General features: G+C 72.8%; 23 protein-coding genes. 12 read left to right on the forward strand and 11 right to left on the reverse strand.

Annotated elements, in window-relative coordinates; translation table 11 throughout:
• Positions 1-86 precede the first annotated feature (86 nt).
• Positions 87-647, forward strand: coding sequence for a TetR/AcrR family transcriptional regulator (locus tag ACIBI5_RS25025; protein WP_397250604.1), 561 nt, complete (start codon positions 87-89; stop codon positions 645-647).
• A 3-nt stretch (positions 648-650) separates the two neighbouring features.
• Here ACIBI5_RS25025 and ACIBI5_RS25030 read toward each other — a convergent pair whose 3' ends face one another.
• A complete protein-coding gene (locus tag ACIBI5_RS25030; RefSeq protein WP_397250606.1) occupies positions 651-1,259 on the reverse strand; it encodes a TetR/AcrR family transcriptional regulator in 609 nt (202 codons plus the stop codon).
• Between the two features lie 85 nt (positions 1,260-1,344).
• On the opposite strand from ACIBI5_RS25030, the gene ACIBI5_RS25035 reads away from it, so the two are divergent.
• The 3 genes from ACIBI5_RS25035 (at position 1,345) to ACIBI5_RS25045 (ending at position 3,435) form a co-directional block, all read left to right on the forward strand.
• On the forward strand, positions 1,345-1,752 hold the full coding sequence (locus tag ACIBI5_RS25035) for an ester cyclase (protein WP_397250608.1): 408 nt from the start codon (positions 1,345-1,347) through the stop codon (positions 1,750-1,752).
• Positions 1,753-1,813: 61 nt separating this feature from the next.
• On the forward strand, positions 1,814-2,377 hold the full coding sequence (locus ACIBI5_RS25040; RefSeq protein WP_397250610.1) for a DUF305 domain-containing protein: 564 nt from the start codon (positions 1,814-1,816) through the stop codon (positions 2,375-2,377).
• A gap of 155 nt (positions 2,378-2,532) precedes the next feature.
• On the forward strand, positions 2,533-3,435 hold the full coding sequence (locus ACIBI5_RS25045) for a BTAD domain-containing putative transcriptional regulator (RefSeq protein WP_397250612.1): 903 nt from the start codon (positions 2,533-2,535) through the stop codon (positions 3,433-3,435).
• On the opposite strand, the gene ACIBI5_RS25050 is transcribed toward ACIBI5_RS25045, so the two are convergent.
• Positions 3,370-4,029, reverse strand: a complete 660-nt coding sequence (locus ACIBI5_RS25050) for a TetR/AcrR family transcriptional regulator (RefSeq protein ID WP_397250614.1) — start codon at positions 4,027-4,029, stop codon at positions 3,370-3,372. The two genes, ACIBI5_RS25045 and ACIBI5_RS25050, sit on opposite strands and share 66 nt — an antisense overlap.
• 91 nt (positions 4,030-4,120) lie before the next feature.
• Between ACIBI5_RS25050 and ACIBI5_RS25055 the strand changes: the two genes are divergently transcribed.
• The 4 genes from ACIBI5_RS25055 to ACIBI5_RS25070 all read left to right on the forward strand — a co-directional run bounded on the left by ACIBI5_RS25055 (position 4,121) and on the right by ACIBI5_RS25070 (position 7,386).
• Complete coding sequence (locus ACIBI5_RS25055) at positions 4,121-5,371, forward strand: tetratricopeptide repeat protein (RefSeq protein WP_397250616.1); 1,251 nt, start codon at positions 4,121-4,123, stop codon at positions 5,369-5,371.
• 18 nt (positions 5,372-5,389) lie between these two features.
• Positions 5,390-5,728 (forward strand): YciI family protein, encoded by a 339-nt coding sequence (locus ACIBI5_RS25060; protein ID WP_397250618.1) that lies wholly within the window; start codon positions 5,390-5,392, stop codon positions 5,726-5,728.
• A gap of 38 nt (positions 5,729-5,766) precedes the next feature.
• Entirely contained in the window at positions 5,767-6,888 is a 1,122-nt protein-coding gene (locus tag ACIBI5_RS25065; protein ID WP_397250620.1) for an RNA polymerase sigma factor, read from the forward strand.
• Positions 6,889-6,960: 72 nt separating this feature from the next.
• A complete protein-coding gene (locus tag ACIBI5_RS25070; RefSeq protein WP_397250622.1) occupies positions 6,961-7,386 on the forward strand; it encodes an ester cyclase in 426 nt (141 codons plus the stop codon).
• Positions 7,387-7,465: 79 nt separating this feature from the next.
• Here the strand turns inward: ACIBI5_RS25070 and ACIBI5_RS25075 are convergent, their stop codons facing one another.
• Complete coding sequence (locus ACIBI5_RS25075; protein ID WP_397250624.1) at positions 7,466-7,771, reverse strand: hypothetical protein; 306 nt, start codon at positions 7,769-7,771, stop codon at positions 7,466-7,468.
• Positions 7,768-8,352, reverse strand: coding sequence for a DUF2867 domain-containing protein (locus tag ACIBI5_RS25080; RefSeq protein WP_397250626.1), 585 nt, complete (start codon positions 8,350-8,352; stop codon positions 7,768-7,770). The genes ACIBI5_RS25075 and ACIBI5_RS25080 overlap by 4 nt, the downstream gene beginning before the upstream one ends.
• A gap of 100 nt (positions 8,353-8,452) precedes the next feature.
• Here ACIBI5_RS25080 and ACIBI5_RS25085 point away from each other — a divergent pair, with 100 nt between their 5' ends.
• A complete protein-coding gene (locus tag ACIBI5_RS25085; RefSeq protein ID WP_397250628.1) occupies positions 8,453-9,013 on the forward strand; it encodes a TetR/AcrR family transcriptional regulator in 561 nt (186 codons plus the stop codon).
• 50 nt (positions 9,014-9,063) lie between these two features.
• Here the strand turns inward: ACIBI5_RS25085 and ACIBI5_RS25090 are convergent, their stop codons facing one another.
• The 4 genes from ACIBI5_RS25090 to ACIBI5_RS25105 all read right to left on the reverse strand — a co-directional run bounded on the left by ACIBI5_RS25090 (position 9,064) and on the right by ACIBI5_RS25105 (position 12,667).
• Positions 9,064-9,456: a hypothetical protein gene (locus ACIBI5_RS25090; RefSeq protein WP_397250630.1), complete on the reverse strand. Its 393-nt coding sequence runs from the start codon at positions 9,454-9,456 to the stop codon at positions 9,064-9,066.
• Positions 9,457-9,676: 220 nt separating this feature from the next.
• Positions 9,677-10,195 (reverse strand): hypothetical protein, encoded by a 519-nt coding sequence (locus ACIBI5_RS25095; RefSeq protein ID WP_397250632.1) that lies wholly within the window; start codon positions 10,193-10,195, stop codon positions 9,677-9,679.
• Between the two features lie 55 nt (positions 10,196-10,250).
• Positions 10,251-11,774, reverse strand: a complete 1,524-nt coding sequence (locus ACIBI5_RS25100; RefSeq protein WP_397250634.1) for a hypothetical protein — start codon at positions 11,772-11,774, stop codon at positions 10,251-10,253.
• Positions 11,771-12,667, reverse strand: a complete 897-nt coding sequence (locus tag ACIBI5_RS25105) for an ABC transporter ATP-binding protein (RefSeq protein ID WP_397250636.1) — start codon at positions 12,665-12,667, stop codon at positions 11,771-11,773. Before ACIBI5_RS25105 ends, ACIBI5_RS25100 begins: the two co-directional genes overlap by 4 nt.
• A 65-nt stretch (positions 12,668-12,732) precedes the next feature.
• Here ACIBI5_RS25105 and ACIBI5_RS25110 point away from each other — a divergent pair, with 65 nt between their 5' ends.
• From ACIBI5_RS25110 to ACIBI5_RS25120, 3 genes are all read left to right on the forward strand, one after another.
• Positions 12,733-13,317 (forward strand): TetR/AcrR family transcriptional regulator, encoded by a 585-nt coding sequence (locus ACIBI5_RS25110; RefSeq protein ID WP_397250638.1) that lies wholly within the window; start codon positions 12,733-12,735, stop codon positions 13,315-13,317.
• A 123-nt stretch (positions 13,318-13,440) separates the two neighbouring features.
• On the forward strand, positions 13,441-14,718 hold the full coding sequence (locus tag ACIBI5_RS25115) for an NAD(P)/FAD-dependent oxidoreductase (RefSeq protein ID WP_397250640.1): 1,278 nt from the start codon (positions 13,441-13,443) through the stop codon (positions 14,716-14,718).
• A 36-nt stretch (positions 14,719-14,754) separates the two neighbouring features.
• Positions 14,755-16,731, forward strand: coding sequence for a prolyl oligopeptidase family serine peptidase (locus ACIBI5_RS25120; protein ID WP_397250642.1), 1,977 nt, complete (start codon positions 14,755-14,757; stop codon positions 16,729-16,731).
• Here ACIBI5_RS25120 and ACIBI5_RS25125 read toward each other — a convergent pair whose 3' ends face one another.
• From ACIBI5_RS25125 to ACIBI5_RS25135, 3 genes are all read right to left on the reverse strand, one after another.
• On the reverse strand, positions 16,732-17,505 hold the full coding sequence (locus ACIBI5_RS25125) for a hypothetical protein (protein ID WP_397250644.1): 774 nt from the start codon (positions 17,503-17,505) through the stop codon (positions 16,732-16,734).
• Between the two features lie 88 nt (positions 17,506-17,593).
• Positions 17,594-18,751, reverse strand: coding sequence for an epoxide hydrolase family protein (locus ACIBI5_RS25130; RefSeq protein WP_397250646.1), 1,158 nt, complete (start codon positions 18,749-18,751; stop codon positions 17,594-17,596).
• A 61-nt stretch (positions 18,752-18,812) separates the two neighbouring features.
• The gene (locus tag ACIBI5_RS25135) at positions 18,813-19,700 is read right to left on the reverse strand and encodes a helix-turn-helix domain-containing protein (protein WP_397250648.1); all 888 of its coding nucleotides are present in this window, start codon (positions 19,698-19,700) and stop codon (positions 18,813-18,815) included.
• Between the last annotated feature and the right edge of the window lie 91 nt (positions 19,701-19,791).

Below are 19,791 nucleotides of genomic sequence, written 5' to 3' on the forward strand. Positions count from 1 at the left end.
CCTCTCTTTTGCCGGAGAACGATCGTTCTCCGCCTATGTGGTCTACAGTAGAGAACGTACGTTCTCCGCGCAACCCGGGAGCTCTCATGAACAACGAGGAAGCGGCGCGCGCCCGCGTCGTGTCCACCGCCGACCGGCTGTTCTACGCCCAGGGAGTCCAGGCCGTCGGCATGGACGCGGTCCGCACCGCGTCGGGCGTGTCGCTGAAGCGCATCTACGCGCTGTACCCCTCCAAGGACGACCTGGTCCTGGCCGTGCTCCGGCACCGGACGGAGCAGTGGAACACCGGCATCGCCAAGGCCGTCGCCGCGGCCGCGACGCCGCGCGACAAGGTGCTGGCCGTCTTCGACTTCCTGGCCGAGTGGTTTCGCGAGGACGACTTCCGCGGCTGCGCCTTCATCAACTTCTTCGGCGAACTGGGCGGCGGCAACACCAAGGTCGCCGCGGCCGTACGCGAGCAGAAGACGTCCTTCCAGCGCCACGTCGCCGGCCTGGTCCGCGACGCGGGCGGCCCCGACCACCTCGCCCCGCAGCTGGCCCTGCTCGCCGAGGGCGCCCAGGCCACGGCCGCGATCACCCGCGACCCCGGCACGGCGGCGCACGCCCGCGCCGCGGCCGAGACCCTCATCCGGTGCGCCCTCGGGTAGGGACTACGCCGCCCGGAACGCCGGGAGCAACGCCTCCGCCACCGACTCCACCGGCGGCAGCAGGCCGGCGGCCAGATCGCCCAGCAGGTAACGGTGCAACGCCCGCTGATGCCCGGCCCCGATCAGCAGCAGCGCGCCGGCCGCCGGGTCCAGTGACGCCCGCATCCGCCCGGCCCGCTGTTCGGACCGCAGCAGCTCGGCCACCGGTTTCAGCGCCAGATGCGGGCCCACCTCGGCCTCGCGTTCGACCAGCAGCTCGCGGAGCCGGCGGTCGGACTGCAGGGCGCCGAGAATCGGCATGATCCGCAGGTAGAACCGCTCCAGGCCGCCGATGACCGCGGCCAGATCCACCTTCAGGTCGCCGCCGCGGCCGGGGCGGCCGAGCACCACCGTGGCGTCGGCGAAGACCGGCAGGTGCAGGTTGATGACGGCCTGCAGCAGGCCGAGGCGGTTGCCGAAGTGGTAGAAGATGCTCGACTCCACGACACCCGCCCGGCGGGCGATCTCCTTGGTCGACAGCGCCAGGCCCGCCTCGCCGAGGACCTGCTCGGTCGCCTTCAGCACCGCCTCGCGCACGCCGGTGGACGGGCGGCCGCGCCTGGGTTCCGTCATCGCTCCACTCCCGATTTATTGAGTAATCGCTCAGGAAAGAGTAGCTTTATTGAGTAATCACTCAGAAATTCCGACAGGAGACCTCGTGAGCATCGAAGCGCGCAAGGACACCGTCAGGCGTCTCTACAAGGCCCTTGAGCTCGGCGACGTCGACATCGCCGACGAACTGTTCACCTCCGACTTCATCACCACCGAAGGCGAGCACCAGCACATCGTCGGGCCCCAGGGCTTCAAGGAGGCCATCCGCGAGGTGCACGCCACGCACGCCGCGCCCAGATTCGAGATCCTCGACATCCTCGGCGAGGGCGACCAGGTCGCCGTGCGCTGGCGCATGACCGCGACCCACAGCGGCGAACTGCTCGGCGTCCCCCCGACCGGCCGGGAGGTGTCCATGGAGGCGTTCGCGCTGTTCCGCTTCGCCGGCGAGCGCATCAGCGAACGCCACGCCGTCATCGACCGGCTCGGGCTGCTCAACCAGTTGCGCGCCGCCTGAGACCGAACCTGTCCGGCGGGAGCCGCGTATCCGGTCATGAGTGCTCCTGAAGGGATCGACCATGACAGGCTCCTGCAAAGCGCGAACCGCGATCGTCGCCCTGTGCCTGGCCGTCCTGGCCTGCGGCTGCGGCCGGGCAGCCGGGGCGCCCATCGCCTCCGGCGCCGGATACAACACCGCCGACCTGGCCTTCTCCCAGCAGATGATCCCCCACCACCTGCAGACCATCCAGGTGGCTCAGCTGGCCGAGAAGAAGTCCGGCGACGCCGGCGTCCGGCGCGTCGCACGTGAGCTGATCAAGAAGGAGCGCGCCGACATCGAGCTCATGTCCTCCTGGCTGCGCTCCTGGGGTACGGCGGTGCCCTCCACCCCGCCGGCCGCCGGTCACGCCATGCCCGGCATGCTCTCCCCCGTCCAGATCACCGAGCTGAAGCGCCGCAGCGGCGCCGAGTTCGACACGTTGTGGGCGTCGTTGCTGGCCACGCACCTGGGCAGCGGGGTGCGGATGGCCGAGACCGTCACCGCGCGGGGCGAGCACGTGCCCACGACCGCGCTGGCCCGCTCCCTGATCCCCGACCAGCGCGCCCTGATCGCCGAACTCGGGGAGCGCGCCGGCAGGGGCTGATCAGCTCCCCGGCGGTGCGCCCGGGGCGGCAGCCGCGCGCCCCGGCGTCATCCCGGTGTGGCAGTGCCCGGGGCGGCCGTCTCTGCCGCCGGGTGTAGCCTCGCGCGCATCGTGCGGCCGATGCGCCGCCTCACGCCGCCGGGGACAGTGGTCGTATGACTCTTGACGTGGCGCTCCTGGGTCCGATGGAGGTACGGCTGGGCCCCGCGCCGATCCGGCTGACCACCGGCCGGCTGCGGACGCTGCTGGCCACGCTGGCGGTGTCGGCCGGTGACACGGTCACCTTCGAACGCCTGGCCCTGGCGTTGTGGGGTGAGGAACTGCCGGCCAACGCGCGGCGCAGCGTGCAGACCTACGTCGCCAGGCTGCGCCGCGTCGTCGGCCGGGCGGCGATCCGCACGATGCCCGACGGCTACCGGCTGGTGGCCGATCCCGAGCGGGTCGACGTGCTGCGCTTTCGCCGGCTGCTGTCCGAGGCGGCACGTGCGCGTGGCACGGCGGCCGAGCCGGCGCTGGTGGAGGAGGCGAACCGGCTGTGGCGGGGCCCGCCGTTCGAGGGCATCGACTCCGACTGGCTGGGCGCGAGCCTGACCCCGTACCTGCAGGAGCTGTATCTGAGCGCGGTGGAGCGGCGGATCGACCTGCGCCTGGCCGGGGGGCGGCACGGCGAGCTGGTCGCGGAGCTGCTCGACCTGGCCTCGCGGCATCCGCTGCGGGAGTCTCTGTGGGAGCGGCTGCTGGTCGTGCTCGACCGGTGCGGACGGCAGGCGGAGGCGCTGGCCCAGTACGAACGGCTGAGGCGGCGGCTGGCCGAGGAACTGGGCACCGATCCGGGCGCCGAGCTGCGCCGCCTCCACGCCCGCCTGCTGCGCGACGACCCGCCCGGGCCCGCGCGCGGACCGCGGGCGCTGGGGGTGTTCGCCGGCCGTACCACGACCCTGGACAGGACCGGCCGGCTGGTGGAGGACGAGGACGGGCAGGTGGCGGGGGTTTTAGTCCTGTCGGGGGCGGACGGCGGGGGCCGGACGTTCCTGGCTCTGGTCTGGTCGCCCGCCTGAGGGCGCGGCCAGCAGGCGCAGCGCCGTCGCGAACAGCTCCGGCGGGCAGTGCCCGGGGGCCAGGAGCGTGAGCAGCCGCATCCCGATGTCGAGAGATTTCAGGACGGCGTCCGCCTGCTCGTACGGCAGGTCGCCCAGCGCGCCGCCCTCGGGCGCCAGCGGATGGCGGCCCTGACCGCCGGGCGGGAACAGCAGGGCGACGAGCTCCTCGCGCACCTCCGGATGACGCGTGGCGTGGATCATGAGCTCGACGGTCACCTGCGCGAACGTGTCCTGCTCGCCCCCGCGCGCCCGCTCGGCCCAGTACCGGCCGTACTCCTCCCCCAGCTCGCCGGCGTCGCGCCCGGAGTGGAGCAGGTGGTCGGCCTGCGCCCGCGCCTCCTGTCCCAGGCGGTGGCGCATGACCGCGAGCAGCAGGTCCTCCTTGCCGTCGAAGTTGGAGTAGACGGCGCCCTTGGTCAGGCCGGCCGCGGCGGCGACCTCGTCGAGGGAACCGCCCTGGATGCCGCGTTCCGCGAACACCTTCTCCGCGGCCTCCAGCAGCCTGAGCCGGTTGCGCTCGCGCTGCTCCTGCCGGGTGAGCCGATCTGCCACCGCACCGATCCCTTCCCCGCTGTTGACATTCTCCAGAGTATACGAATACTGATCGGTATCCAGATACTCATCGGTATTTTAAGGATCGGTCATGACCACTCGCCGTACCCTCCTGAAGTCCGCCGTCGTCGCCGGCCTGGCGGCGGCCACGTCACCGAAAACCCTCGACAGGGCGGACGAGCTGTTCGCCTCCGGCGAGTTCGCCGCCGCCGGCGCGCTCTACCGCAAGGTCCTCGGCGGCGATCCCGACCACGTGCACGCGCTCGCCCGGCACGCCTGCATCACGCTCATGACCGGCCGCCTGCCACTGGCGAAACGCCTGCTCAAGCAGGTGCTGCGCCTCGACCCGGGAAACACGCGCGCGCTGGGCAACCTGGCCGACGCGCTGTGGCGCGCCGACCAGTTCGCGGAGCTGGCCGCGCTGCTGCCCTCGGTGAAGAAGGACGGCCCCACCGCCACGGCGGCGCAGCTGCGGAGCTTCGCCGGGCTACGGCCGTACACGATCTCCGGTCCCGCGACGGCCAGGGTGCCGTTCGCGGCGGCCGACCCGCTGCCCATGATCGAGGCGTCGCTGAACGGCGCCCCGCCCGAACTGTTCTTCCTCGACACCGGCGCCCTGTTCGCCCTCAACCAGGACTACGCCGACCGGCTCGCCATCCCCACCTACGGCCACACCACCGGCCGGACCATGTACGGCGAGCACCAGGCCCACCAGGGCCGCGTCGACACCCTCGGCCTGCCCGGCGGCCTCACCATCGGCAACGTCCCCGTGCACACGATCCCCGACGCCATCCGCCTGACCGCGCCCGACGGCCGGATCACCCAGGGCGCGATCGGCACGAGCGTCCTGGCGCGGTTCCTGCCCACCCTCGACTACCCGGGCCGGGCGCTCGTCCTGCGCCGGGACCGCCGCGCGGCCGTGCGCGCCCGGCACAGCGCGCCCCTGTGGTGGGTGGGCGACCACTACCTGCTCTCCCGCGGCACCGTGAACGACCTGGACCCGATGGTGTTCTTCGTCGACACCGGCGGCGGCGACATCGGGTTCACCGCGCCCCCCTCCACCTTCACCGCCGCCGGGATCGAGATCCCTCCCGGCGCGGGATTCCATCCGGTGACCGTGCGCGAGGTGACGCTCGGCTCGGCCGCGGGCCGCGACGTGTCCGGCCTGACCGGCGCGTTCCCCCCGTGGTTCGAGCACGGCTTCGGCTTCCGCATCGGCGGGCTGCCCACGCACCGGTTCTTCAAGCCGTACGCGATCACCTTCGACTTCCCGCGCGGGCGCATTCTCATGGAACCGGCTGTCCCCCCGGCGCCGGGCCGTTCGTCGTCAGAGGTACGGTGAACCGATCTGGAGGTCGCGATGCAATACGCCCTGGTGATCTATGCCGAGCCCGGCCTGGAGGAGACGGTGTCGGAGGCCGAGCGCGAGGCCATGTACGCCGAGTACTTCGCGCTGGGCGATGATCCGCGCTGCGTCGGCGGCGCCCAGCTGCAGCCGGTCGAGACGGCCACGACCGTACGCGTGTCGGAGGGCAGGACCCTGATGACCGACGGCCCGTTCGCCGACACCAAGGAGGTGCTCGGCGGCTTCTGCCTCGTCGAGGCGGCCAACCTGGACGAGGCGGTCGAGATGGCGGCGCGGATTCCGGCCGCCAGGCTCGGCGGTGTGGTCGAGGTCAGGCCGGTGGTGCGGCGCTGACCGCGCTGGAGGACGTCTTCCGTGACGAGTGGGGCCGGGTGCTGGCCTCGCTGGTCGGCTACCTCGGTGACTTCGACCGGGCCGAGGACGCCGCCCAGGAGGCGTTCGCGATCGCCGCGCGGCGCTGGCCCACGTCGGGCGTACCGGCGAATCCGGGTGCGTGGCTGGTGACGACGGCGCGCAACCGGGCGATCGACCGGATCCGCAGGGACCGCACGCTGGCCGGGAAGATCCACATGCTGCCGGTGCCGGAGGTCGTCATCGACGAGCTTGACGAAACGGTGATCAAGGACGAACGCCTGGAGCTGATCTTCACCTGCTGCCACCCGGCGCTGCCGCCGGAAGCTCAGGTGGCGCTCACGCTGCGCACGCTCGGCGGACTGCGGACGGGCGAGATCGCGCGCGCCTTCCTCGTGCCCGAGGAGACCATGAAGCGGCGGCTGTCGCGCGCCAAGGCCAAGATCAAGGCGACCGGCATCCCGTTCGCCGTGCCCGGCGCGGACCTGCTGGGCGAGCGGCTCGGCGCGGTGCTGGCCGTCCTCTACCTGATCTTCAACGAGGGCTACAGCGGCCGCGTCGACCTGGGCGCCGAGGCGATCCGGCTGGGGCGGGTGCTGGCCGTACTCATGCCGGAGGAGCCGGAGGCGCACGGCCTGCTGGCGCTGATGATGATCCACCACGCGCGGCGGCGCGCCCGCTTCTCCGGCGAGGACCTCGTACTGCTCGACGACCAGGACCGCTCGCTGTGGGACACGGGCCAGATCGCGGCCGGGCGCACGGTACTCGACCGGGCGCTCATGCTGGGCGGGCGCGGACCGTACGTGGTCCAGGCCGTGATCGCCTCGCTGCAGACGCACCGGCGCATCGACTGGGCGCAGGTCGCCGGCCTGTACGGGCGGCTGGCCGAGCTCACCGGCTCGCCGGTCGTCGAGCTCAACCGCGCCGTGGCGCTCGCCCAGGCCGGCGACCCCGCCGAGGCGCTGCACGCCGTCGAGCGCCTGAACCTGGACGACTACCTCTACTTCCACTCCACCCGCGGCGAGCTGCTGCGGCGTCTCGGCCGAGACGCCGAGGCCAGGCAGGCGTACGGCCGCGCCCTCGGCCTGGCCACCTCGACCGCCGAGCGGCGCTTCCTGACGGGGCGGCTCGAACAGCTCTGAGCCGGTGCGTCCCCCCGGCACCGGCCCGTTCGTCGCCCGGGTGTGAACGACCACAACCCGAGGAGAAACCACATGGCCGACACCGCCATCTTCGAGCGCATGTACGACGCCGTCCACAGCCGCGACGTGGAGGTCATCGCCAGGACCGCCGGCGAGGTCGTCCATCCGCAGGCGCGCTTCCACACGCCCGTCCCGACCGACGCGAACGCGGTCCAGGTGATCACGAACGCGTGGACGATGCTGCTGCGCGCGTTCCCCGACATCCGGGTCACCGTCGAGGACGTGGTCGCCGACGGCGACAAGGTCGTCTACCGGAACACGGTCACCGGGACCCACCTGGGCGAGTACCGGGGCATCGCGCCCACCGGCAACGCGATCACCTACGAGGAGATCTTCATCATCCGCTTCGCCGACGGCCTGATCGCCGAGATCTGGGGGGTCGCCGACGTCCACGCGCAGTTGCGGCAGCTCGGCGCCATCCCCGCCATCCCCGGCTGAGCCGCGACACCCGCCGCCGCGGGCCGGCCCGGCCGCCTGGGCAGGAGCCCGGTCGGCGCAGTGCGGAGGGCGGCCCTGCTCACTCCCTGTGCGCGGGCTCCTGGGTGGCCGGTCCGGCGGCCTTCGCGACGACGGCGAGGGTGATCGCGCCGAAGGCGATGAACATGATCGACATCACCTGGCTCCTGGCGTCGAACAGCAGCTCGAAGTCGGACCGCAGGCCGAGGTCAGGCCTCGCGGCGCGCATCGCCCGGCGCGCGGCGGCCTCGCCGTCGAAGGGGATCGGCAGGAAGGATCCCAGCAGGTGCACGGCCCCGGTGGTGATCGCGGACCATGCCCCCACGGCTGTGGCGCGGGACGGGACGCGGCCGGGCGCGGTGTTCATCCGGTGCTCCCGGAGAGATCGGCGCTCCTCGCCGGGCGCCATCCGCGCGCGATGGAGCGGATCATCAGCGGGTAGACCACCTGGTGGCGGATCGGGGCGATGCCCGCCATGTACGCCCGTCCGAGCAGGCCGTGGGGTTTGACCAGGGTGGCCCACCGGCCCCGGTAGGCGCCGGAGCCGTCGGCAACCCAGCCCAGGTGGGCGATCGCGTCCACGCCGCTGGTGGTGGCGTGGGCGGCCCATTCGGTGTCGGTGCGGTACAGGCAGGCGAACGGGCCGAAGTCCGGCCCCGGCCGGCCGCGCAGGTCGCCGGGGATCGGCTCGCCGCGCCAGGGCGCCCGGGCGCCGGCGGCGGGCGGGTTGAGGCCGAGCGGCGCGCCGAGGCGCAGGCGGATCGCCAGCAGGGCGCGCACGATCGGGTTGCCGGGGCCGGCGGTGAACTGTTCCACCAGCCGGGGGAAGTCGTCCGCGCCGCCGGGGGTCGGCAGCGACCACACGTCCTCCACCCGGTAGTCCGGCGCGATCGTGTGGATGCGCCACGGGCGCGAGGTGTGCTCGATGACGGGGAGCCTGCTGGACATGGCCCTGTCTCCTCCGAGTAGGTTATACAGTTGTGTATAAGTCGAAGCTAGACCGGTTATACAGTCCTGCACAACCGATGCGGGCGGTGAGGTGGGCCATATGATGGGCACGTTGCGCACGCCCCGGGAGAAATGGGTCGAGCAGGGCCTGCGGGCGCTGGCCTCAGGCGGCGTGGACGCCGTGCGGGTGGACGTCCTGGCCAAAGAGCTGGGAGTGACCAGAGGCGGGTTCTACGGGTACTTCGCCGGCCGCGGCGCCCTGCTGACGGAGATGCTGGACGCCTGGGAGCGGGAGGCCACCGACGACGTCCTCGACCGGATCGAACAGGAGGGCGGCGACGTCGCGGACAAGGCCCGGCTGGCCGGGCGGCTCACCTTCTCCGACCGCCTGCTCCCCATCGACCTGGCCGTGCGCGACTGGGCCCGCCGCGACGACGATGTCGCCCAGCGCCTGCGCCGCGTGGACAACAAACGCATGCAACTCCTGCGCGAGGCCATCGGCACCGTCTGCGCCGACCCCCACGAAGTCGAGGCTCGCGCCCTGCTGGCCTTCTGCGGAGCCATCGGCAGCCACTTCCTGGCCGCCGACCATCCCGGCCAGACACGCGCCGAGGTCATCGCCCGCGCCGGCGACATCATCCTCAACCGCCCACCGGCCTGAAACCGCTCCAGGAGCTCACCCCGTGATCACGGACGGCGCATCGCGGGCCCCTACGACTTCACGCTGCCGGCGACCGCCGCCACGATCGCCGTCAGGGCGCAGAATATGGTCGCCAGCCCTGCGGCGATGCCGTTGACCTTGTCGAAACCGAACAGGAACGCGAACTGAGCACCGAACGGCGTGCCATGCAGAAGCGGCGCCAGCACGAGGTTCGCCACGACGTAAAGCCCGCACAGCCCGCACAGCGTCCACACGCCGGGAATCCTGCGGGCGAACGTGAACGCCGCCGCGACCACCAGCGCCCCGGCGCCGATGACGCCGGCGATCACGTTCTGCAACACCAGGCTGGACCAGTCATCATGCCTGATGGCGTAGAGGGCGTCGTTGAGCGCGAACCAGACGAGCATCGCGGTGGCGACCAGCGCCAGGATGCCGGCGATCACCGCCGCCGCGGCATTCGCCCTCGGCCTGGGCGGCGCCGCCCACGGGCTCGGCCCGCCACCCCACGGCGCGGGCCCGCCCTGACCATACTGAGAAAACCCTGGCTGCGATGGATCCGGCTGCATCCGCACTCCTCGCGCGTTCCGGCGACACGAACCTGCCGCCCATCATGGTCCGCGATCATCGTAGCGAAGGGCGGGCCGCACCCCGGCGGCCCACAAGTCAGATCCAGCCCGCCCCGCGCAGGACGTCCTCGGCGATGTCGGCCACGGAGCGGTCGTCAGTCGCGACCACGAAGTCGGCGGCGTCGCTCCTGGCCAGGGTCTCGGCGAGTTCGACCGCCCGGCGCGACAACGCCTCCCGCGCGGCCCCGGCCTCCCGCCGCGCCACCCTGCCGCGCAACGTCGGCGCGCCGGCCGCCAGCCGGCACACCACGATCTCGGCATCCGGTACGGCGGCGCGGTAGCCCTCCAGTTCGGCGCGCGACTCCACCACCCGGGCCACGACCAGTCGCTCGACCCCGGCCGCCGCGTAGTTCCGCCAGACAGAGGCCAGGTTGCGCAGGGCCATCCGGTCGTTGAACGGGTCGCCATCGCCGAACGGCCAGCACAAACCGAGGTTGTCCAGGTCGACGACCGCGTGCGAGACGTCCCGGGCGAGCAGCTGATCGAAGATCTCCCCCGCCACCGACGTCTTGCCCACACCCACCGGGCCACTGATGATCAACATGGGAACGGTCATCCAACGATCATGCCGCGCGAAGCCGCGTCCCGGCGACCAGGCGGACAGCGCCGCCTCACGCCAGCAGGTCGCGACGGGCGAACCCGGCCCCGCCCGCGACCACGAGCACCACCGCGGCCAGGGCGAACGCGGCCGGCGCCACGAATCCGGACGAGACGGACGGGTGGACGTAGCCGAACGGGGTGAGCAGGAACGCCGTGTCCCCGATCGTCCCCGCCTCCCACAACGCCACACCACCACCCGACACCACCACCGCCGCCCAGCCGACGGGGACGGCGGCGCGCGGGCGCAACCCGTAGGCGGCGATCGTGACACCCGCGATCGCCCAGGCGGCGGGCACGAAGAGCAGGGCGGCGCCCACCTGGGCCAGGACCGGCGCGAAGCCGCCCGTGCCCAGCGCGTTGCCGGCGCCCGTGCCGAGGCCCACGGCCAGCAGCATGGCGACCGGCGCGGCCAGGGACAGCGCCGTGTGCCCGCCCAGCCAGCGCGTCCGGGTGGTCGGCGTGGCCAGCAGCGGCGCGGCACGGCCCCGGATCTCCTCCGTGTACGGCCGAAGCGTCCCGGCCACCGTCAGGCACGCCACCACCATGCAGAAGACATACGTGAAGATCGCCAGCAGGGTGTGCCCGGTCAACGTGGCCAGCTCGAACGAGGCCGACACCCAGCCCACGCCGGCGCCGGCCGTACCCAGAGCGAACGTCCAGCCGGCCACCTGCCCGCCACGCAGCCGCCACACCAGCGCGAGCGGGCTGCCCAGCCGCCCCCGCGCGGGACCGTCGCCGCCCGCGCGATCGGGAAGCACCCCGGCGCCCAGATCCCGGCGGGCCGACAGCCCGTAGGCGGCCAGAGTGAACACGGCCGCGAACGCCAGCGGCACCAGCGGCACCCACCACCGCTCCGCGCCGTACGCGCGGGCCAGGCGCGGCCACCCCGCCGGGAAGATCCCGATCCAGCTCTCCGGCACCACCACACCCGGCACGAGCCCCGCCACCAGCGCACCCACGGCAGCGCCGCGCGCGGCCGGCGCGCTGCGGCAGACCTGCGCCGCGAGCAGCCCGCAGGCGGCGAACGCCATGCCGCCCGTCCCCACCGTCAGCGCGAACAGCAGCGTGCCACCGGGCGGATAGCCGAACCCGAGCATCAGCGCGACGGCCAGCAGCGCCGCGACGACGAGGTTGACGACGGCGACCAGGACCGTGACGGCGGTGACGACGGCGTGCCTGCCCACCGGACGGGCGGCCACCAGCTCCCCGCGACCCGAATCCTCCTCGGCCCGCGTGTGCCGGACCGCGAACAGCAGCCCGCCCAGCCCGGTGATGAGCAGGCTCTGCACACCCGACCGCCAGGCGACCAGAGACTCGATGGAGGTGCCGTGAACGGGCCCCAGCAAAGCCCTGGTGATCGGATTACCGGCGCTCATCCCGGCGAAGGCCCACCTGGTCTCCTCGGTGGGCAGCAGCGCAGCCAGCGAGTAGGCGTTGAACAGCGGCAGCGCGACGGCCACCCCGATCCACAACGCGATCAGGCCACGGTCGCGCCGGGCGGCGAACCGCACCAGAACCCAGGCCCCGGCCCTCACCGCGCCGCCGCCTCGGGCAGTTGCCGGTAGTGCCGCAGGAACAGCTCCTCCAGCGTCGCGGGCCGCGCCGTCACGTCCACCAGCCCGAACGCGGCCAGGCGCACCAGCACCTCGCCCGCCTGCCCGCCGTCCACGCGGAAGCGCACCAGCGTGCCCCCGTCGATCTCCAGGTCGTGGACACCTTCCAGCCGCTCCAGGGGCCGCTCCAGCCGGGCGGTGACCGACGTCCACGTGAAGTGGCGCAACTCGGCCAGGGTGCCCGACTCGACCAGGCGTCCCCGCCTGACGATGCTCACCCGGTCGCACAGCGCCTCGACCTCGGCCAGGACGTGGCTGGACAGCAAGATCGTGGTGCCCTCCTCGCGCCGCCGCTCCAGGCACCGGCGGAACTCGGCCTCCATCAGCGGGTCGAGCCCTGAGGTGGGCTCATCCAGCACGAGCAGCTCGACGCGCGCCGCCAGCGCGGCGATCAGCGCGACCTTCTGCCGGTTGCCCTTGGAGTAGCCGCGGACCTTCTTGCCCGGATCCAGCGCGAACCGCTCGACCAGCTCGGCCCGGCGGCCCTCGTCGAGGCGGCCGTGCAGCCGTCCCAGCAGGTCGATCGTCTCGCCGCCGGTCAGCTCCTCCCACAGGACGACGTCGCCGGGCACGTACGCCAGGCGCCGGTGCAGGCGTACGGCGTCGCGCCACGGATGCCCGTCCAGCAGCCTGACCTGTCCGGCGTCGGCCCGCAGCATGCCCAGAAGCACCCGCAGCGTGGTCGTCTTCCCCGCCCCGTTGGGACCGAGGAAGCCGTGGATCTCCCCCGCCTCCACCCGCAGGTCGAGCCCGTCCAGCGCCCTGACCCGCCCGTACGACTTGACGAGCCCCGAGACCGAGATCGCAGCGTCCATGCCCGGCACGCTACGGCAAAACTTGCAGACCTGTAAATATGCAGTCGATGTAATATCCTGTCGCCATGGCCTCCTTGCGCGAACGAAAGAAGCTGCAGACCCGGCAGGCCCTCATGGACGCCGCCGCCCGGTTGTTCGACGAGCGCGGATACGAGGCCACGACCGTCGACCAGATCGCCGCGGCCGCCGGGGTCTCCACCCGCACGTTCTTCTCCTACTTCCGGCACAAGGCCGACGTCCTGTACGCCAACAGCGCCGACTGCCTGGAGGCCGGCGTGATCGCGCTCGGCACCCGGCGGCCCGGCGAGCCGCCGGCCGACCTGCTCGCCCGAGCCTTCGACGCGATGCTCGCCGAGAGCTGGGAGATGGGCCTGGTCGCCGGGCTCGTCGGCGAGGCGGTCAAACTGCCCGTCTTCTCCCCGCAGGCCGCCATCGACCGCTCGAACAACCGCGTGGAACGCCTAGCCACCGCACTCGCCGCCGCCTGCGGGCTCGACCGCGTGACCGCGTACGCGATGGTGGGCGCCGCACTCGGCGCCGTCAGCACGACGGCCGCGGCCGCCATGTCCGAAGGCAGAACCGACGACGAAACCATGATCGAGACGGCCCGCGCCTGCCGCCGGGCGCTTGTCGGCTTCGTCCGGGAGTAGTGAAGCCCGCCCGGCGCCTTTACAAAGTAGATTTCTAGGTTTTCGACAAATGTCGTATCGTGGGCGTCCGCCGCCATAGGTTCGTCAGTGGATCCAGCCGGGTCCTGCGGGCAGGCTGACGGCATGAACGCGGACGTGGTGGTCATCGGCGCCGGTGTGATCGGGGCGTCGATCGCGCACGAGCTGGCGGGCTCCGGCCTGAACGTGCTGGTCATCGACAAGGGCGGCGGCGCGGGCCAGGGCTCGACCGGGGCCTCCAGCGCGGTGGTCAGGTTCACCTTCTCCACCTGGGAAGGCGTCGCGCTGGCCTGGGAGGCCAAGCACTGCTGGGAGTCCTGGCGCGACCACCTCGGCGCGCCGCCGGACGAGCCCCTCTCCCGCTACCACCGCACGGGCCTGGTCATGCTGGACGTGCGGGCCGCTCCCCGCGCGCGGATCCTGCCGTTGTTCGACCGGGCCGGCGTGCCGTACGAGGAGTGGGATCCCGACACGCTCGCCGCCCGCGTCCCCGGCATCGACACCGGCCGGCACTGGCCGCCCGCGCGGCTCGACGACGAGCGCTTCTGGAGCGAGCCCGACGGCCGGCTCGGCGCGGTGTTCACCCCGGACGCGGGCTACGTCGACGACCCGCAGCTCGCCGCCGCCGGCCTGGCCGCCGCCGCGAGCCGCCGCGGCGCCTCCTTCCGCTACCGGCAGCAGGTGGTGGAGGTCACCCGCTCACGCGGGCGGGTCTCCGGTGTACGGCTGGCCGACGGAACCCTGCTCGCCGCCCCGATCGTGGTCAACGCGGCCGGTCCCTGGTCGGCGGCGCTCAACCGGCTGGCCGGTGTGACATCCGTGCGGACGCGTCCCCTGCGCCAGGAGGTCCACCACGTGGCCGCCGCTCCCCCGGGCTTCGGGCCCATAGTCGCCGACCTGGACCTCGGCGTCTATCTGCGCGGCGAGCCGGGCGGCGGGCTGCTCGTCGGCGGCACCGAACCGGCCTGCGACCCGCTCGACTGGCTGGACGACCCGGATCAGGCGGCCATGGCGCCGACGGCGTCGTCGTTCGAGACGCAGGTCACCAGGGCCGCGCGCCGCTTTCCCGCACTCACCGTGCCCGCCCGGGCCAAGGGAGTGGTCGGCGTCTACGACGTGACCGACGACTGGACGCCCGTCTACGACAGGACCGAGCTGCCCGGGTTCTACGTGGCGATGGGCACCAGCGGCAACCAGTTCAAGAACGCCCCGGTCGTCGGCCGGATCATGACCGCCCTGATCGAGGCGGTCGAAGGCGGCAGGGACCACGACCGCGAGCCCCTGGACTATCTCGCCCCGCACACCGGGCACCGCATCGCCCTGGCGGCCTTCTCCAGGAAACGGCCCGTCAACACCGTCGGCACCGGCACCGTCATGGGCTAGCCCGGTTCACGCACCACCGACAGACAGGAGTTCTTCGTGACACCCATCGACGTGCGCGGCAGCGCCACCTGGAACCTGGTCGAGGAGCACTTCCGCAGGCTGAACGACCCGGTGCTGGGACGGCCGCACCAGGTGCTGGAGCCGTCCTGCTCCGCCGACGGGTCGCGGATCGCCGTGACCGGCCTGGTGTACGACGAGCTGGCGGGCCTCCCCCGGCAGGCCTGCTACCTGGTCGACGGTACGGAACTGCGGCCGCTGACCGGTTCGTCCGGCTCCTCCAGGCAGCCGTGCTTCTCCCCCGGCGGCGCGACGGTGGCGTTCCTGTCGGACCGCGCGGAGGCGGGCAGGTTCCAGCTGTACCTGTTGCGCGAGGGCCACCTGGGTGAGGCGGAGGCGACCCCGGCCGTGCCCGGGACGGTCGAGTACTGCTCCTGGTCGCCCGACGGCACCCGGGTGCTGCTCGGGGTGGCCGGGCTCGGCGCCGATCTGGCCGGCGGCCAGGGGAGCGGCACGACGTACAAGCCGAAGGAGGAGCTGCCGGACTGGCACCCGCACGTCGAGGTCGGCGCGACGGAGGAGGCGTGGCGCTCGCTGTGGGTCCACGACCTCGCGGCGGGCACGACCACCCGGCTGTCGCCGGACGGCGTCAACGTCTGGGAGGCGGTCTGGTCAGGACCGGACGCCGTCCTCGCGGTCACCAGCGCCGCTCCGGACGAGAGCGCCTGGTACACGGCCGTGCTCTCCCGCCTGGGCCTGGACGGCACGGTCACCGAACGTGCCCGCTCCGGCGTGCAGTTCGGCTGGCCCGCCGCCTCGCCCTCCGGGGAACGGCTGGCGGTGGTCGAGGCGGTGTGCAGCGACCGCTGGGTCGTCGCGGGCGACCTGCTGGTGGGCTCAGGTGACGCGGCCCTGGAGCGGGTCGACGCCGGCGGGGTGGGCGTCACCGCGACCCAGTGGTTCGACGCCGATCGTCTGGGATTCGTGGGGGTACGCGGCCTGGAGACCGTGGCCGCCATGTACGACGCGGTGGCCGGGAAGACGACCGAGCTGTGGTCGAGCACGGACACCAGCTGCGGCACGCGCTACCCGGAGGCGGCCTGGACCGCCGACGGCCGCGCGGTGATCGTCGAGGAGGGCTACGCGCTTCCGCAACGCGTCGTGGTGCTGGGCGAGGACCGGGCCGAGCCGGCCGCGATCTCGCACTCCGGCACCGACCACCAGCTGTCGATCGCGGGCAGGGCCGAGACGGTCACCTGGTCGGCGCCGGACGGTCTCACGCTGGAGGGGATCCTGTGCGTCCCCGGCGGCGAGGGGCCCTTCCCGCTGGTGGTGAACATCCACGGCGGCCCGGTGTGGGGCTTCCGCAACCTGTGGTCGATGCTCTACCCCTGGACTCCGCTGCTGGTATCCCAGGGGTACGCCGTCCTCAATCCCAACCCGCGGGGCAGCTCGGGCCGTGGCCAGGACTTCGCCCGGCTGGTGTTCGGGGAGATGGGCGGCGACGACACGGCGGACTTCACCTCGGCGGTCGACGCGCTGGTCGAGCGCGGGATCGCCGACCCGGCCAGAGTCGGCGTCATCGGCGGCTCGTACGGCGGCTACATGTCCTCCTGGCTGGTCACCCAGGACCGGCGCTGGGCCGCCGCCGTGCCGTTCGCACCCGTGACGAACTGGTACAGCCAGCACTTCACCAGCAACATCCCCTTCTTCGACGCGCTGTTCCTCGACGGGAATCCGGAGGTGCCCGGGGACAAGTTCCACACCAGGAGCCCGGTCGCGCATGCCAGCAAGGTGCGCACCCCCTGCCTGAACGTGGCCGGCGCCCTGGACCGGTGCACTCCCCCGACGCAGGCCAGGGAGTTTCACCAGGCGTTGCTGGAGCACGGGGTCGAGTCGCAGCTCGCGATCTACCCGGGCGAGGGGCACGGTGTCCGCGCCTTCCCCGCGGTGATCGACTTCTGCACGCGGGTCGTGGACTGGTTCCAGAGGCACATGCCGGCCACCCGCGGCTGATCAGGGCGCGGCGTGCGGGTTCGGGCTGACCAGCGCGTCCGGCACCCGCTCGCGGGCCACGGCGGCGTGCACGCGGCAGGCCAGCTCGGACCCTCCCATGCCGGGCAGCTCGACCAGCATCTGGTGCAGGCCGCCGGGGTCGCAGGGCCGGCCGGCGTCGAGCTCGTCGGCCCACTTCTCGGTGGCGCCGCCCCGCAGCAGCTCGCACACCGTGCTGAAGCGGGTGGCGTGGTCGGCGGAGGACCGGGCGTCGCGCAGCGCGTCGCCCAGGCTGTCCAGGTGCCGGCGGGCGGCCGGGTGGAGCAGGCGGTCCTTGTCGGCCGCCAGGTCGGCGACCTCGCGCCGCAGCTCCGCCACCGCCTCCAGCAGCTCCATCAGGTACAGGCCCGCCTCGCCCTCGCGCTCGATGAGCTCGTAGGCGTCCGCGCGGCGCTGGCAAGGATCGGCCGCGCGGGCGACGGGCCCGATCTCGCCTGGGGTGGCGAGCTTGCGCGACTGCAGCATCAGCACCGGCGTGAACAGCAGCGGCTCCTGCCCCTCGGCGTCCGGTTCGCCGGTGGCGATGCGGTCGCCGGGGCCCGCGAGCTCGCCCGCCTCGTTGAGCGGCAGGTGGTCGATCCTGGCCACCACGGCCCAGTCGCGGGGTTCGCGCGGGTCGTGACCGGGCTCGATCTCGTCCACGTCGAGCATGACCGGCGTGCCGTCCGAGCAACCGTCGGCGATGGCGGCCAGTTCGCCGGTGGTGGCGATGATGCGGCGCCGGCCGTACTCCATGCGGACTCTCCTCTTTCCCGGCGAGGCGGGCTGGTCGGACGACGGCCAGCGTAGCGTGGGAAGGCCCCTCACCAGGTGTCTGTCACGCTCAACGGCGCAGGTGCCGGAACGCGGCCCTGAGTTCGGAGACCAGGAGGCCGGGCTGTTCCAGGCCGGGGAAGTGGCCGCCGCGGTCCAGTTCGTTCCAGGACCGCAGGTCGTGGTAGCGGCGCTCGGCCCAGCGGCGGGCGGTCGGCCACGGCTCGGCCGGGAACAGTGAGCAGGCGGTGGGCACCGTCACCGGCTGGGCGTTCTCCGCCTCGGCGCTGCGGGGCACCCATCGCATCGTCTCCCAGTACCAGCGGGAGCTGGAGGCGCCGGTCCCGGTCAGCCAGTACAGGGCGATGGTGTCCGCCTGCTGCGACAGGCTGACGCCGCCGCCGTGCTCCGGGCGGGGGTCGGAGTAGGCGGCGAACTTCTCGCCGAGCCACGCGGCCAGGCCGGCGGGCGAGTCCAGCAGGGAGTAGCCGAGGGTCTGGGGGCGGCTGGCCATGATCATCGCGAAGCCGTAGCCGTCGGCCAGATGCGTGTCGCGGCGTTCCAGCATGCGCCGCTCTGCCGGGTCCGGGGCGATCCGGTCCTCCGGCAGGGGCGAGGCGAGGGGCATGGTCAGGTGCAGGCCGGTGACGCGTTCGGGGGCCAGGCGCGCGAGTTCGGTGCTGACGAACGCGCCCCAGTCTCCGCCGTGCGCGCCGAACCGCTGGTAGCCGAGCGCGCTCATCAGGTCGGCCCACGCCCGCGCGGTACGCCCGGGGTGCCAGCCGGGTTCGCGGGGGCGGTCGCTGAACCCGAACCCCGGCAGCGCCGGGACGACCACGTGGAAGGCGTCGCTCGCCGAGCCGCCGTGGGCGACGGGGTCGCTGAGCGGGCCCAGGACGTTCTCGAACTCCAGGGCCGAGCCCGGCCAGCCGTGGGTCAGCAGCAGGGGGACCGCGCCGGGCTCGGGTGAACGCACGTGCCAGAACGCGATGCGCAGGCCGTCGAGGCGTACGCGGTAGTGCGGGATCGCGTTCCACCGGTCCTCCACCGCCCGCCAGTCGTGCCGGCGCCAGGTGCCGAGCAGCGTTCTCAGCCGGTCGAGCTCAAGGCCCTGCGTGGCGTCCGGCACGGTTTCCGGCTCGGGCAGCCGTACCTCGTCGAGGCGGGTGCGCAGGCTCGCCAGGTCGCGGTCGGGGACGCGGATGGGGTAGGGCTCGATGTCAGGCATGAACGAAACCCTAGGAACGGCCCACCCCGGGTGACCATGCCGGAGATTGCCGGAAAAACCATCAGGAATTGCGATACGCGGACGGCCGCGTGCCCGTATGCCGCAGGAAGGCCGCCGACAGGGCGCCGGGGCCGGAGAAACCGCACAACGGCGCGATCTCGGCGACCGTGAGACCGCTCTCCCGCAGCAGGTGCCGCGCCTTCTCGATCCGCAGGCGGGCGAGGTAGCGGTGCGGCGTCTCCCCCGTCGCCGCGCGGAACACGCGGACCAGGTGGAAGACGCTGAGGTACACCTCGTCCGCGATGTCGGCCAGCGTGAGGGGCTCGGCCAGCCGGTCGCGCATGAGGGCGATCGCCGCGCGGACGCGGGTGTCCTCCCGGGCCGGGGACCTCTCGGGCGCCCGGGAGTGGCGGGTGAGCAGGTGGACGGCGAGGAAGGCGGCCGCGGACTCGGCGTACAGGTCGCCGATCTCGCCGGCGGCGCCGACGGCGCGTACGGCCTCCTCGATCAGCGGATCCCCCGCGGCCACGGAGGCCGCCATGCTCGGGTAGTCCGGCGGGCGGCCGCCCAGCTGCTCGGCGGTGCGTTCGACGGTGCCGCGCGGGATGTGGACCTGCACGCTGCGCAGCGGCCCGTCCCCTCGGTAGCGGCGGCGGAGGGGCTGGTCCGGTACGCCCAGCTCGAGCCGCCCAGGCGTCCAGGTGCGGCGGCTCCAGCGCCCGCCGGTCCGCGTCTCCATGGCGGCCCGGCCGCCCACGGGCAGGATCAGGTGCAGGTCGGCGGCGGCCGGCAACTCCATGTCCTCGACCACGGGGACGTGCTCGAACCTCTGCACGAGCAGCGAGCGCCAGCCGGCGTTCTCCCAGCTGCAATGGGTCCGCCGAACATAGTGATCCATCTCGAATCCGGCATAGGGCTGGAGGTCGAAGTGATCGGAGTTGAACACCATACGGCCGAGGCTAGCCGGGCTTGCGCATCCATCGCCCGCATGCGTACAGTGTTCGCATCAAGGAACGCGGTACGCACCTGCGGAGGATGAA

The sequence above is a fragment of the Nonomuraea sp. NPDC050540 genome (assembly GCF_044457485.1).
In the GTDB taxonomy this organism is placed as follows: domain Bacteria; phylum Actinomycetota; class Actinomycetes; order Streptosporangiales; family Streptosporangiaceae; genus Nonomuraea.